Source organism: Rhizobium sp. RAF56 (assembly GCF_052113965.1).
Taxonomy (GTDB): Bacteria; Pseudomonadota; Alphaproteobacteria; order Rhizobiales; family Rhizobiaceae; genus Rhizobium.
In genome coordinates this window covers 14,914-28,880 of the sequence record NZ_JBFRDU010000036.1, presented here as the reverse complement: position 1 = coordinate 28,880, position 13,967 = coordinate 14,914, and the positions used below count along the sequence as shown (strand labels likewise).

The 13,967-nt window shown below is 60.5% G+C and carries 14 protein-coding genes; 3 read left to right on the top strand and 11 right to left on the bottom strand.

Annotated features, from left to right (window positions below; genetic code table 11):
- Window positions 1-21: 21 nt before the first annotated feature.
- The 6 genes from AB4048_RS23440 to AB4048_RS23415 all read right to left on the bottom strand — a co-directional run bounded on the left by AB4048_RS23440 (window position 22) and on the right by AB4048_RS23415 (window position 6,258).
- The gene (locus AB4048_RS23440) at window positions 22-1,095 is read right to left on the bottom strand and encodes an ABC transporter ATP-binding protein (protein WP_442204398.1); all 1,074 of its coding nucleotides are present in this window, start codon (window positions 1,093-1,095) and stop codon (window positions 22-24) included.
- Complete coding sequence (locus tag AB4048_RS23435; protein ID WP_442204397.1) at window positions 1,092-1,919, bottom strand: carbohydrate ABC transporter permease; 828 nt, start codon at window positions 1,917-1,919, stop codon at window positions 1,092-1,094. Before AB4048_RS23435 ends, AB4048_RS23440 begins: the two co-directional genes overlap by 4 nt.
- A complete protein-coding gene (locus AB4048_RS23430; protein WP_442204396.1) occupies window positions 1,916-2,818 on the bottom strand; it encodes a carbohydrate ABC transporter permease in 903 nt (300 codons plus the stop codon). Before AB4048_RS23430 ends, AB4048_RS23435 begins: the two co-directional genes overlap by 4 nt.
- 170 nt (window positions 2,819-2,988) lie before the next feature.
- Complete coding sequence (locus tag AB4048_RS23425; RefSeq protein ID WP_442204395.1) at window positions 2,989-4,221, bottom strand: ABC transporter substrate-binding protein; 1,233 nt, start codon at window positions 4,219-4,221, stop codon at window positions 2,989-2,991.
- A gap of 83 nt (window positions 4,222-4,304) precedes the next feature.
- The gene (locus AB4048_RS23420) at window positions 4,305-5,207 is read right to left on the bottom strand and encodes a sugar phosphate isomerase/epimerase family protein (RefSeq protein ID WP_442204394.1); all 903 of its coding nucleotides are present in this window, start codon (window positions 5,205-5,207) and stop codon (window positions 4,305-4,307) included.
- A gap of 16 nt (window positions 5,208-5,223) precedes the next feature.
- Complete coding sequence (locus AB4048_RS23415) at window positions 5,224-6,258, bottom strand: Gfo/Idh/MocA family protein (RefSeq protein WP_442204393.1); 1,035 nt, start codon at window positions 6,256-6,258, stop codon at window positions 5,224-5,226.
- Window positions 6,259-6,383: 125 nt separating this feature from the next.
- Between AB4048_RS23415 and AB4048_RS23410 the strand changes: the two genes are divergently transcribed.
- Window positions 6,384-7,421: a LacI family DNA-binding transcriptional regulator gene (locus AB4048_RS23410; RefSeq protein WP_442204392.1), complete on the top strand. Its 1,038-nt coding sequence runs from the start codon at window positions 6,384-6,386 to the stop codon at window positions 7,419-7,421.
- Window positions 7,422-7,521: 100 nt separating this feature from the next.
- On the opposite strand, the gene ggt is transcribed toward AB4048_RS23410, so the two are convergent.
- On the bottom strand, window positions 7,522-9,114 hold the full coding sequence (ggt, locus tag AB4048_RS23405; protein WP_442204391.1) for a gamma-glutamyltransferase: 1,593 nt from the start codon (window positions 9,112-9,114) through the stop codon (window positions 7,522-7,524).
- Between the two features lie 204 nt (window positions 9,115-9,318).
- On the opposite strand from ggt, the gene AB4048_RS23400 reads away from it, so the two are divergent.
- On the top strand, window positions 9,319-10,188 hold the full coding sequence (locus tag AB4048_RS23400) for an aldo/keto reductase family oxidoreductase (protein WP_442204390.1): 870 nt from the start codon (window positions 9,319-9,321) through the stop codon (window positions 10,186-10,188).
- Window positions 10,189-10,546: 358 nt separating this feature from the next.
- A complete protein-coding gene (locus AB4048_RS23395; RefSeq protein WP_442204389.1) occupies window positions 10,547-10,726 on the top strand; it encodes a hypothetical protein in 180 nt (59 codons plus the stop codon).
- A gap of 65 nt (window positions 10,727-10,791) precedes the next feature.
- Here the strand turns inward: AB4048_RS23395 and AB4048_RS23390 are convergent, their stop codons facing one another.
- The 4 genes from AB4048_RS23390 to AB4048_RS23375 form a co-directional block, all read right to left on the bottom strand.
- A complete protein-coding gene (locus AB4048_RS23390; protein ID WP_442204388.1) occupies window positions 10,792-11,217 on the bottom strand; it encodes a hypothetical protein in 426 nt (141 codons plus the stop codon).
- Window positions 11,218-11,539: 322 nt separating this feature from the next.
- Window positions 11,540-12,763 (bottom strand): cation:proton antiporter, encoded by a 1,224-nt coding sequence (locus tag AB4048_RS23385; RefSeq protein WP_442204387.1) that lies wholly within the window; start codon window positions 12,761-12,763, stop codon window positions 11,540-11,542.
- A gap of 30 nt (window positions 12,764-12,793) precedes the next feature.
- A complete protein-coding gene (locus tag AB4048_RS23380) occupies window positions 12,794-13,426 on the bottom strand; it encodes an MIP/aquaporin family protein (RefSeq protein ID WP_442204386.1) in 633 nt (210 codons plus the stop codon).
- Window positions 13,427-13,502: 76 nt separating this feature from the next.
- A complete protein-coding gene (locus AB4048_RS23375; protein ID WP_442204385.1) occupies window positions 13,503-13,871 on the bottom strand; it encodes an STAS/SEC14 domain-containing protein in 369 nt (122 codons plus the stop codon).
- Window positions 13,872-13,967: the final 96 nt, after the last annotated feature.

Genomic DNA, 13,967 nt, shown 5'->3' with positions numbered 1-13,967 from the left:
TTCCGGGCGGCCGGGATCATGTCATGATATCCGCAGATCGCTCTCGCGGTCGAAGACGTGGATCTTGTCGGGCGCGATCCACAGCCCGATCGTGTCGCCGCTGCTGATCGCACCGCGGCCCGTCTCGACCACGGTCAACTCCGGCTGCGTCTCGGTCGTCACGTAAGTCGCCGATCCCGTCGATTCGACAAAGGCGACCGGAACCTTGAACGTGGCATCGCCAGTCGTCGTCACCAGCAGATGCTCCGGACGAAGCCCGGCAATGACGTGCTTGCCGGCAGGGAGCGAGCGGCCGGTGGCGACGCGCTGGTCTGATGCGCCGAGATTGAGGATCAGCGATTGTCCGTCTTCGGCAACGGTTGCCGGAATGAAGTTCATTGCGGGCGAGCCTATGAAACCGGCAACAAATCGGTTTGCCGGCGTGTCGTAAAGATCGAGCGGGCGGCCCTGCTGTTCGATGACGCCGTCGCGCATGACGACGACATGGTCGGCCATCGTCATCGCTTCGATCTGGTCGTGCGTCACGTAGACGAATGTGGCGTGCAGGCGCTCGTGCAGCGCGCGGATCTCTTTGCGCATGTGGACACGCAGCGCGGCGTCGAGGTTGGAAAGCGGCTCGTCGAACAGGAATGCCTTCGGGTGCCTGATGATGGCGCGGCTCATTGCGACGCGCTGACGCTGGCCGCCGGAGAGCTCGCGAGGATACCGCTTCAGGAGATGCGACAGCCCTGTCGTGGTGGCGACGTCTTCCGCGGCCTTGCGTGCGTCGGCCTTCTTCACGCCGCGAATCCGCAGGCTGTAGGTCAGGTTCTCCTCGACCGTCATGTGCGGATAGAGCGCGTAGGACTGGAACACCATGGCCACGTCGCGCTTGCGCGGCGGCACGTTGTTCATCAGCTGCCCGGCGATCTTCATGTCGCCCCCGGAGATCGTCTCCAGGCCGGCAAGCGAGCGAAGCAGTGTGGATTTACCACAGCCGGAGGGACCGACGAGCGCCACGAAGGTTCCGTCCTCGATGGCAAGGTCGATGTTTTTCAGCGCATGGAAGGCCCCGTAATATTTGTTGACCCCGGAGAGTTCGATTTGAAGTGTCATTTGAGAGCTCCCGAAGTGAGGCCGGAGACAATGCGGCGCTGCAAGAGGACGAAGACGGCGAGAATGGGCGTCACATAGATCGTCGCGTAGGCCATGATGTTGTTCCATTCCGTGGTGTTCGGCCCCATGAAGGTATTGAGCCCGACGCTTGCCGGCTGCAGTTCCGCCGCTTGGATCATCGATTTCGAATAGACGAACTCGCCGAAGGCCTGCATGAAGATGAGAATGGCGCTGACCAGGATGCCGTTGCGGGCAAGCGGCAGCACGATGTTGAAGAAGGCGCCGATGCGCGAATTGCCATCGACGAGCGCCGCCTCCTCTAGTTCCATCGGCACGCTCATGAAGGTGGCCCGCACCAGGACGACAAAGAAGGGCATCTTGTTGGCCGCAATCGCGATGACGACGGCAAGGCGTGGAAAGTTCAAAAGCCCGATCTGCGAGAATCCGACGAAGATCGGCGTCACCATCAGGGACGGCGGCAGAACCTGCAGCATCAAAATCAGGAACAGCCCGATGTCGATCCAGGCATTGCGGTAGCGCGCCAGCACATAGGCGCAGCCGACGCCGAAGATCGAGATCAGCGCCACGGCGCCGACGGCGATCACCAGGGAGTTCCAGAGATAGCGCGCCATGTTGCGGCTCGCCCAGACATTGCCGAAGGTGCTCCATTGCGGTTCGGCCGGCCAGAAGCTCGGCGGCGTCGCATACATTGCCGACCCCGACTTGATGCTGGTGACGTACATCCAGTAGAGGGGGAACAGATAGATCGCGGCGAGGAATATCGCGACGGCGAACATCAGACGATTGCGGAAAGTCTCGCTCATCCACGCACCTCATGCCGGGTGGAGCGCACGTAGACGATCGAGGCGAACATCACGAAGACAATCATGATGACCGAGATCGTCGCACCCTTGGCGAAATCATATTGGCGGAAGGAGAGATCCCAGGCCCAGAATTGCGCGACGTTGGAAGAATTGTTCGGCCCGCCATCGGTGATCGCGGCGAAAAGGTCGAACTGCTGCAGCGTGAAAATCAGGCCAAGCGCCACGACCGCACCGATCGTCGAGCGCATCATCGGCAGCGTAATGGTCCAAAACCGCTGCCAGACATTGGCGCCGTCCAGTTCCGACGCCTCGTAGAGATCCTTCGGAATACCGGAAAGGCCAACCGACAGCAAAATCATGTTGAAGGCGGTGCCGAGCCAGATATTGGCGAGCACCACGGCCCACAGCGAATAATGCGGGTCCGAGCGCCAGAAGATATTGGCATGAATGATGCCTAGCTCCTTGAGCAGGAAGTTGAGCACGCCGAAGTCACCCGACAGGATCCAGTTCCAGATCGCGCCGGCAACCAGCCCCGGCATCACCCAGGAGGCAAGGAACAGCCCGCGCAGCCAGGAGGCACCGGGAAAGTTGACCCAAAAGAACAGCGCCAGCCCGAACCCGATCAGGAACTGCCCTGTAATCGACGCCACCACGAAGATCGCAGTGTTCATGAGGATGCCGCGGGTCTCCGGCAGCTTGAACAGATCGACATAGTTCTGGAAGCCGGCAAAAGGCCGTATGAAGCTCCCCATCGAGAACATGTCGACCTGCTGAACGCTCATCAGCACGTTGTAGACGAGCGGCAGCCCCGAGAGCAGCAGCAGGAAGACCAGCGGCAGGCCGACCAGTACAAGGTCGAAGCCTTTGCCATCCGTCAGGCTGGACAGGATCCTTTTCATGGGTCCTCCGATGCCCCGATCGGGGCTGCCCGTCGCCTTGGCGAAAAGGCAGCCCCTTCCGGGAGGAAATTGTGGGACGGCGCTTTGCCCAAAGGGGCGTCGCCGGTCGAAGTCGGTCTACCTTCCCCCGTTGGAAAGAAGGTAGACCCGTAGGGACCGGATGGGCTAACTCAGCCTTGAACCGCCTTGATCTTCTCGGCCGCCTGGTCGAGCGCGTCCTTCGGGGACATCTGGCCGGTCAGCGCCGCCTGGATGGCGCCCTGGATCGCCTTCGAGATCTTCGCCCAGTTCGGCGACGGGCCGCGTGGCTTGGCGTATTTCAGCTGCTCGACGAACACCTTCAGCGCCTCGTCCTTCAGCTGGTTGCCGGTTGGCGGGATGGCGATGTCGGAGCGGGCCGGCAGCTGGCCGAAATTCTTAAACATCTTGTCGTCCTGCGACGCGAAATATTCGAGAACCTTAAAGGCTTCAGCCGGATGCTTGGTGTTGGAGAAGATCGCCCAGTTGAAGTCGCCCATGGCCGAAGACCGCTCGGCACCGGCTTGAGGTACCGGCAGCAGCGCCACGCCCCAGTCGAACTTCGCGTCCTTCAGCATGCGGTCCAGCTCCCAGGGGCCGGAGATCGCCATGGCGGCGTTGCCGGCATTGAACGTGGCCGTCGCATCCCACTGGCCACGCGTCAGCGTGTCGGGAGAAGCGAGCTTGTCGTCCATGATTTCTTTCCAGGTGGAAAGCGCCTTCACCGCACCATCGGTATTGATGTGGTCATAGGTTGCGCCGCCCATCTGCGCCCAAGGCAGGAACTGGAAGGTGCCTTCCTCGTTGGCTTTTGCCGAAAACGTCAGGCCGTAGACGTTCTTCGAGGGATCGGTGAGCTTCTTGGCGTCGGCGAGCAGCTCGTCCCAGGTCTGCGGCGGCTTGCTCGGATCAAGACCGGCGGCCTTGAACATGTCCTTGTTATAGTAAAGGGCAATCGTGTTCGTCGCCTTCGGCACACCGTAGTATTTGTCGTTCCAGGTCACCGACTTCAGCGGACCCGGGAAATAATTGGCCGCCTTGATGCTGCTCGACTTGGCGATCATGTCGGTTAGGTCGAGGAATGCGCCATGCGAGGAAAATAGTGCATGGTCGGGATTGTCGACCGCGATGATGTCAGGCGCCTGCCCCGTCGAGAAGGCGCGCATCGCCTCGCTGACGACGTCGTCGAACTGGATCTCGCGGTACTCGACCTTGATGCCGTTGTTGAGCGCGTTGAATTCCTTCACCAGGTTCGGCGCCGGTTGGATGTCCTTGTCAAGCGACCAGACGGTGATGGTGACGTCTTCGGCCTTGGCCGAGAGGCCGAAAGCCGAAACGCTTGCGAGCGCGACGACGCCCAGCATCATGTATTTGCGGATAGCCATAATTCTCCTCCTTTGTGGTTATCTGAGTGGCCGCCCTTCCTCCGGCGACCACGCTCCTGTATGTCTGCTCGGTTCGGAAACGCTTAGGCTGCGTCGGCCACAAACTCGCCGCCGCGGCTGCGCTTCAGGTAGTTCAAGCCGTGGATCTGGCCGGTCATTTCCAGCGCGTCGCGATAGACAGGGTCATGCCAGCCTTCGATGTCGATCGAGCCTGACCAGCCGGCGAGCCTGAGTTCAGAGATGATGTCGGTCCAGTTGCTGTCGCCGAAGCCCGGCGTGCGCATGAATACGAACTTTTCCTTGCCGAAGATCCCGTGTTCCTTGATGACGTCCCAGCGGATCGTCGCGTCCTTGCCGTGCACGTGGAAGATCTTGTGCGCCCACTTGCGGATCTGCGGCAGCGGCTCGATCAGGTAGACCATCTGGTGGCAGGGTTCCCATTCGAGACCGATATTGTCATCCGGCGTCTCGTTGAACATCAGCTCCCAGGCGTCCGGGTTGTGCGCAATGTTCCAGTCGCCTGTCGCCCAGTTGCCATCCATCGCGCAGTTCTCGAAGGCGATCTTCACGCCCTTGTCGGCCGCACGCTTGGCAAGCTCGCTCCAGACTTCCCTGTAGCGTGGCAGGCTGTCGGTCAGCGGCTTGTTGCGAATGCGGCCGGTAAAACCCGCGACGCAGGTGGCGCCGAAGTGATGAGCGTTATCGATGCAGTCCTTCCAGCCCTGTAGGGTCTGGCGATCCATCTCGGTATCCTCAAGCGGATTGCCGAACATGCCGAGCGTCGAGATGGTGATGTCGCGGTTGCCGATGGCATCGACGCAACGCTTGCCGAGCTCGGCAAGGTCCTGGCCGTTGGTCGTCTGCCAGAAGAAGGGCTCGAAACTCTCGAAGCCGAGGTCGGCAATCTTCGAAATGCCGGCTGCGGCGTCCTCGCTGCTCGCCTTGACCATGGTGCCGATGCGGATGGATTTTGCAGGGTTGTTCACGCTGTCGTCCTCTTATCTACGCTGAAATCTCGACGCGCTTGCCGGTCTTGGCGCTTTCGATGGCGCCGAGAACCATGGCAAGGCTCCTGATATTGTCGCTGCCATCAGTCTCCGGCCGCTTGCCGGAACGGATGGCCTCGATGAAGGATGCAATGACGCTGGCATGGCCATGCGTCTCTTCGTCATGCGCGGGGCCCGGAACGTCGACAGGGCTGGAGCCGTGCAGCAGCCCCTGTTCGCCGCCGGCAACCGCGGCCTCGAACGCCTCTTCGCCGTCCCAGGTGAGCATGCCCCTGGATCCGGTGATGCGCCATGTGCTTTCCCAGCTGGTGCGCCTGCCCTCGGCACACCAGGAGCCGCGATAGGTAAAGACCACGTCGTCCGAGAACTCGAAGATCGCGTTGGCGGAGGCGCCGTGCCTGTACCAGGAACCGACGGGGTTCTTCTCTACGCAGTAGACCGCAAGCGGTCTCTTGTCCGCGACGAAACGGGCAGCGTCGAAGGTATGGATCGCCATGTCGAGCAAGAGCACGTTGTCCATCTCTTCGCGAAAACCGCCGAAGTGCGGCCCGAGAAAGAAGTCGCAATGGATGCCGGTGAGTTCTCCGATCGCGCCGCTCTCGATGAAGCGGCGCATGCGGCGCACGCCGGAGATGAAGCGGCGGTTCTGGACGACGGCATGCACCCTGCCCGCCTCCGCGGCAAGATCGATCAGCGCTGCTCCTTCAGCAAGCGAGGTGGCCATAGGCTTTTCGCTGAGCACGTGACAGCCCGCCTTGAGCGCCGTCGAAACGACACCGAACCGGGCGGCGGGAATGACGATATCGAAGACAAGATCGGCCTTGGTGGCAGCGATCACCTCGGAAAGATCCACGCCGATGACGGCGCCCTCGAGGCCGAACTCTTCCGCAAGGTTCGCAGCCGTCTCGCGGTTGAGATCAACGAGGCCAACAATGGTGATGGCGTCAGCGAGTTCGGGGGTCGATGCGATCGCTCGCAACCAACCTTTGGACATAGCTCCGCACCCGCACAGAATGGCACTGAATTTCACGATTTCCTCCTGGGAAATGGCGCCAACTCCCGTGACAGCCACTCCGTAAACGTTTACGATCCTATGATACGTCTGTAAACTGTGTCAATAGGGGTGAAATGGCAGGGAGTGAGAAATCAGGTCAGATGAAGGGCATTCGCCAACTTGCGGAGCATCTGGATATTTCCATCGGCACCGTCTCCCGCGCCTTAAACGGCAAGCCCGACGTCAATGAGGAGACCCGGCGGCGCGTTCTCGAAACTGCCCAGGCGCTCGGCTATGTCGCCAACCAGTCGGGCCGCAGCCTGCGGCAGGGAACGACGAACGTCATCGGCCTGATGATCGAATCCAGCAAGGAAACGGTCGACAACAGCGACAACTTCTTTCTTGGACTGACCGGCGGTCTGCAAAGCGTCTTTGCCCGGCACAAACTCGATCTTGCCATGCTGCCTTGCCCAAGCGACGAGGATCCTCACGAGTATCTGCAGCGTATGGTCGCCCGCCGCCTGGTCGATGCGATGATCCTGTCGGCCACGCAGCGGGTCGACCGGCGTATCGATCTCCTGGTCGAGGCCAGGATCCCCTTCGTCGCGCTGGGGCGCAGCTCTTCCGGGGGCAGCCACTCGTGGATCGATCTTGATTTCGAAGGGGTTGCCAATACCGCCGTCGACCGGCTGGTGTCCTTTGGTCACCGGCGCATCGCGATTGCGGCCCCCTCGTCCGACATCAATCTCGGCTACATTTTCGTCGACAGCTATCGTCAGGCGCTGGAGCGCCACGGTCTTCGCTTCGACCCCGATCTCGTCATCCGCGTTAAATCCAGCGAACAGGGCGGCTACCAGGCCGGTCATGAATTGCTGCGGATCGAGGAGCGACCGACAGCGGTTATCCTGATCTACGAATTGATGGCAATCGGCCTCTATCGCCGTCTCATGGAGGCGGGCATCGTTCCGGGTCGGGATCTGGCGGTCATCGGCTTTCGTGAAGAGCCACGCGCGAAATTTCTGCATCCCGCATTGACGTGTTTCCGCATGTCGCTGCGCGATCTCGGCATCGAGCTCGCCGAAACGCTGCTCGCCACGATGCCCGCCTATGCCGACGCCTATCCGCAGGGACGGCGCAACACGATCTGGCCACTGGAACTCGCACCGGGCGAAAGCGACGCCTTCACAATTCAGACGTGATGCGACCTTGAACCGATAGAGCTCCAGAATGCGACCGACTAGGACGCACTCGGCCCTCGCCGCCGACTGCTGTTGTGAGCGACCTCTGCGGCACGCTAGACTAGTAGCCTAACGCCATTCCGTCCTTGCGTGGGTCAGATCCCCCGACAAGGATGCCGCGCTCCCAGTCGATCCAGATCGCCTGCGCGCCGCCGATGGCCGTGCGTGGTGCCTGAATCGTGAAGCCGCGCCGTTCGAGTTCGGCGCCAAGGCGGGTTCGGATGGCTTCCTCGGCCTCCACCGTCGCCGTTCCAGGCAGAGGAAAAAGTCGCGGAAGGTCAATGGCGGTTTGAAGATCAAGACCGCAGTCATAGAGACGGGATAGTAAATGAGCGTGACCCATGGCCTGGTAGTGGCCGCCCATGACCCCGAACGGCATTACGACGCGACCACCCTCGGCGGCCATCCCCGGAATGATCGTATGCATCGGACGCTTGCTGGGCCCGACCTCGTTGGGATGACCGGAAGCAAGAGAAAAGCTTTGGCCACGGTTGTGGAAGAGGATGCCCGAGCGGGGTGCCATCAGCCCGCTGCCATAGGAACTGAAGATCGAGTTGATGAAGCTCACCACGTTGCGGTCGCGATCCACCACGCAAAGGTAGACGGTATCCTTGTGCTCGACGGTGTCGAAGGATGGCACCGGTTCGATGACCCGGTCGAGGGAGATGGCCTTGGCGAGGCGATCACCAAATGTGCCCGACAGCATGCGCTCGACGACCCCATCCGATGCCGAGGGATCGGCGACCATCGCGTCACGAGCGGCATAGGCGAGCCGTGTCGACTCGATGAGGAGATGAAGATCATCGGCATTGTATGGATCATTGGACAGCGAGAAATGGGAGAGGATGTTAAGGATCAAGAGAGCGACAACGCCTTGGCCATTCGGCGGGCATTCGTAGATGGTACGGCCGCGATAGGTCGTAGAGATCGGCGTCACGTACTCTCCCGCGGCGCTGGAGAAATCGTCGAGGGTATGGTGGCCGCCGAGGCCGCGCAGATATTCGACCATGTCTTCGGCAATGGCCCCGCGATAGAAGGCGTCCCTACCGTCGCGCGCAATGGCGGCGAGCGTATCCGCCAACCTCGGCTGGCGCTGGACGCAACCCACCGCCGGTGCCTCTCCCTTAACCAGGAAGGTTGCACGCGTGCTTGGATCTGCAGCCAGCAGGTCGCGTTGCAGGCCAAGATCGGCCGCGACGCGGGGCGTCAGTGCATAACCCTCGCGGGCCATCGCAATTGCTGGCTGAAGGACCTCGGCCATCGGCATTCGGCCGAAGTCGGTCAAGAGGCGACACCATGCATCGACCGCTCCAGGAACCGTAACGGCATGGGGAGAAGAGCGCTCAATCGCGGTCAGACCTTCGGCGCGCAACGCTTCGCGCGTGATCGCGGCAGGCGTCCGGCCCGAGCCGTTATAGGCACGAATGTCGGTGGATCCTTTAACCGCGATCATCGCAAAGCAGTCCCCACCGATACCGGTCGAACCAGCCTCTACGACCGATTGAACCGCAACGGCGGCGACCGCGGCATCGATGGCGTTGCCGCCCGCCTTTAGGATTTCAATGGCTGTAAGGGTTGATGCCGGATGTGACGTCGCCGCCATCCCATGGCGTGCGACGGCCAACGACCGGCCCGGATCTTCGAAGTTGCGCATGCGGCCCCCAAAGTCTTCCTAACCCTCTTCATAGACAGTCCCTTGACGTCCGTGAAGCGGTTGCGGCGAGACGCGGCTGTTTTCGCCATTCCGCACCCTGCCCCGCCATTGTCCAGAATTCCGAACAGCCCGTGCTGATTGTATCCAGTTATCGCGGGAACCAACCTGACCTATCTCTGTTCTTTCTTCAAACGGAGGCAGATCATGTCCAATCTCGAAAAGTCGGGTTCATTCAACCTCGGCGATCGTACCGTTGAACGCCTTGGCTACGGTGCGATGCAACTCGCGGGCAAAGGTGTCTTCGGCCCGCCGAAAGATCGCGCGGAGGCAATAGCTGTGCTGCGCGAAGCGGTCGAAAGTGGCGTCAACCACATCGACACCAGCGATTTCTACGGGCCGCACGTCACCAACGAGATCATCAAGGAGGCGCTGCATCCATATCGGAACGACCTCGTGATCGTAACCAAGGTCGGAGCAACGCGCGGGGCGGACGCCTCCTGGAATGCTGCCTTTTCGAAGGAAGCTCTGACGCATGCAATTCAAGACAATCTGAGGAACCTCGGCCTTGACGTGATCGAGGTCGTAAATCTGCGCTCTCTGTTCGATGTCCATGGTCCGGCGGAAGGATCGCTCGAGGAGCCGTTGACCGTGTTGGCCGATCTCCAACGGCAGGGCCTGATCCGGCATATTGGCCTGTCCAACGTCACCGCCAAGCAAGTCGCTGACAGCCGAAAGATCACCGAAATCGTCTGCGTTCAAAACCAGTACAACATAGCTCATCGCGAGGACGATACCCTGATCGAGCAGCTTGCGGCGGAAGGGACGGCCTATGTGCCCTTCTTTCCGCTCGGCGGCTTCTCGCCACTGCAGTCGTCCACGCTTTCGGATGTCGCGGCCGGCCTTGGTGCGACGCCGATGCAGGTTGCGCTTGCCTGGCTGCTGCAACGCGCGCCGAACATCCTGCTCATTCCGGGCACTTCGTCCCGCGTGCATCTCAGGGAGAACCTGGCGGTCGCCGACCTCGCCTTGCCTGCCGATGCCATCGAGAAACTCGACGGCATCATATTCGCATAACTATCTGATCTATTAATGATTGCGGCTACCGCATCAATTCATCACCTCATGCCAACTGATGAGCCGCTACTTCGAAACGCCAGATTCGGTAGCTGGCGGACATATGCTATCCGTATCTTCAGCCAAGATGTATCGCAGATACTTTAGCCCTTGGTCAGGCTGCGAGCCGTGTGAAAAATGGCACGCAGCCGCCAAGAGGCCGCCACCTTGCCACCCTTGCATTTGTTCAGGGACGAGCGGCCCAACGGGAACCATCTCCTCGACGCCCTCGCAGGCTCACCAGCCAGCCAGCAAAAATGATTTCGCTTGCTTTCAAAGCCCAAGGGACCGCTGATACTGGCTTGCTAGGAGAAGCGACATGATCAAGTTTGAACCCGCCGATGCGAACGCCCAGCGATTTGCAGAAATCGAAATGCGTTTGAAGAAACTCGACGTTGAGATGGCGTCGTCCAATATCAAGGAAGTCAAGCACGAGGAACTCGCCATACTCTATCGTCAGTTGAGCAGGGAACGTGATTCACTCCGCGCCAAGAAGTAGCGGGCCGGCGTGCGCCGCTTACACGGCCGGCGCCAAATGTAAGCGTCACCCCGATCAGGCCGCGCTCACTGGCTTCGCATGGCCTCCAACTGGGGCTTCTTCCCGCAGGGGAACGTGTCGATCAGCGAGTAGAGAATGACCAGGGGGTAGAGGCCGGAGGGCTGCGCGGCGTCTTGCGGATGCTTGTCGAGGTATTTTTCCGCGATGTCCGCAATCTGCTCTGGCGGTAGCGCCAGCTTGGGCGGGACGCAAAACACCTTCGATTGGCGGCGGTCCACCTGCCGACAGGCGCGTGAGCCGGCTGGCTCGCATTCAGGACGCGTCACATCCAAATAGATGTTCAAGGTTCGTATGCCGTTGGTGGCAGCCCCTATGGCCATCAGGTCTTGAGGATTGTTGCGGCTCGCCGCCAGGAAATCTCCCACCGTAGGCTCGTCCGCATGCGCGATCGAGGCCAGCAGCACGACAAGCATTCCCCCGATGACACGCATACGCCCCCCTGAACTCTGCCCAGCGTTCCCTAAACATTCACGTCCGAAAGAGGTAGGACTACGCCTCTTGATGTGGAGGTGATAACGATCGGCCAGCTCCGACGCGAATACTCTACGCCGCATCGGAAGCCTTCGTCCCCAGTCCCAATGCCGACGCTACATAGGCAGACTGAGTCGCAAAATCCCCCGAAAGACTTAGGTCCCCTTGATTGTCAAACGCTGTGGCCGGGAGGCAACTGCCTGGACGTTTCAGCCACTTGCGCGGCCGGCCGACGCCGACGATGCGACCGATGTCGGACTGCATTGCAGCGCGCACGCGGTGCTAAGGCGAGCTATCGGGGCTGCTCTTGTTGTTGAACTCTAGCTTCCTCATCAGCCAGGGCATGGTGACGCCCTGGACGATGACGGAGAACACGACAACGCCAAATGCTGTGGCCAATATGTCATTGTGGAGCGGGAAGGATGGCGGAAGGGAAAGAGCGAGCGCCAATGCCAGCGCCCCTCGCAGTCCACCCCACCAGAGAACATGCTGCTCGCGCAGGGGTATGGCCCATTTCGAAGACGAAAAGAGCAAACACACGGGATAAACCGAAAGAGCCCGCCCCGCGAGAACAAAGCCGATTGCGAACACCATCGCCGTCGCATCGACCCGGATCAGAGGCGCGAGACTTAGGCCAATCAATAGAAAAATCAGGGAGTTTGCCAAGAATGCGCAGAACTCCCACAGGCCGATCACGAAGGAACGAGTGCCGGCGGAAAAGACATTTCGGTTCTTGTCTTCCCTGAGACCGCCCATATTGCCCATAATCAGCCCGGCGGAGACAGTCGCAAGCACGCCCGAAAGATGGAAGTTTTCTGCAAGCAGAAACGAGCCGTAGGCAGCGACGGCAGTCACCGCGGCTTGCACCAAATGGTCAGACGTCCGCCCAGCGAGCACAACAGCTGCTGCGCCACAGATAACTCCAACTAAAATCCCTCCGCCCGTCATGACTGCCAGGGTGCTAGCCACCGTCACCATGCCAAGCTGCGAACTGCTGGTCGCCTGTGCCCAAGTGAGAGCAAGCGCGAACAAAACCGCTGCGACACCGTCATTGAAAAGGCTTTCGCTCTCGACCAAAAGGCGAAGACGGCCCTTGATGCCGGTGTCCTTGAACATGGCGAGAACGGCAATCGGATCGGTTGCAGCAATCAGCACGCCAAAAACGACAGCGGATGCTGCGGGCCAAGCCAAGAACTTTACCATGCCTGCCGCGACAACAACCGCTGTGATGACCACGCCGAGCGTCGAGAGCACGACAACCGGTAACATGTCGTGTCGAAGCTCGCGCCAGCGGATGCTCAGCGCAGCTTCAAATAGCAGGGGCGGAAGCATGACCTGAAAAATGAAGTCGTGGGTCAGTGCACCCGTTTCGAACCCCAGCACAGCAAGACCCTGCCCGGCAAGGACGAGCCCCACCGTATAAGGAAGACGCATGCGCCGGGCGATGATCGCGACGATAACAGCGACGCCAAGGAAGCCAATCGTGTGGGTGAGTACGGTGTCCATTGTTCCGTGGTCGCCGTGCTGATACCCGCCCTATGAATTCCCAGTGGTTGGGTTGAGCGCCTTGAAGGCGAAGGCCGCTGCGGCCCCTCCCAATAGTTCCGCAATGATGTAAAGCCACATACTGGACCAAAAGAGCATGCCCCGCATGGCGGCGCCGATTGCGACGGCCGGATTGAAGGCCGCTCCCGACACTTGTCCCACCGCGAAGGCGCCAGCCAGGACCGTGAAGCCGATCGCGAGACCGAAGTAGGAATTTCCTTCTGTTGCCTCGGCCGTCGCCACGTTCAAGACAACGTACACCAGCGCAAACGTGAAAAGGAACTCGGCGAAAAACGCCCCCACGACCGGGGCATCCAAGGGGCTGACCGGCGCCCCTTTGAGGGCCAGGCCGACGATCCACGCCGCAACGATGGCGCCCAGCAGTTGCGCGCCCCAATAGGGCAGCACGTCCGCGGCTAGACAGCGTCCCCGCAGGTATACCCCAAGCGTGACCGCGGGATTGTAATGCGCGCCCGAGATGTGACCGCCTGCGTAGATCATGACCATCAGCACGCTGCCTATGGCCAGCGGAGCGATTACGCCGGGAGCCGCGGCCATCCCGGTGCAGCCAATCGTCAATACAAGAAAGAACGTCCCGATGAATTCCACGGCATATCGGCGCATGGCGCGTCCCTTCGCACTGTTTGTTGACTTCGATTGTGGCGACCTCGCCACAGCCATCAAGTTAGGCAGGCGGGCACTACCGGCCGGTCTCCAGCCATGAAAGCGCCTGTTCCGTTTGTCCCGAATCGAAAAGCCGGATCTGGGGATGAACGAAGTATCCGGCAATGCCCGGAACGATGCTTAGAAGGCTATTGTTCGTCACAACCGCTATGCGTTCAATGGCTCTGTTGTAATTGGCGACAAATTTCAGATGCGCTGAAATGGCCGCCAGGTTCTGCCATCCCGGGAAATATTTAATATTGATCATCAGACCGCTCACCTTGCCGTTTGATGCAATGGCGGGCTCGATCTCTTTCGCGATTGCCTCGAAGTCAGCCTGTTCGAGCGGACCCTGGGGCGTGACGATCACGACGTTTTTGTCGCGCAGAGGCTCAAGAAGGATCATGGCCTGGCTCCCTCAACGCTGTTTGGCTCGATGGCCGGATGCAACCGTCCTTCAGCGTTCAGCGCCCCTTTATAGCATAAAAAGGCCTTCCACATT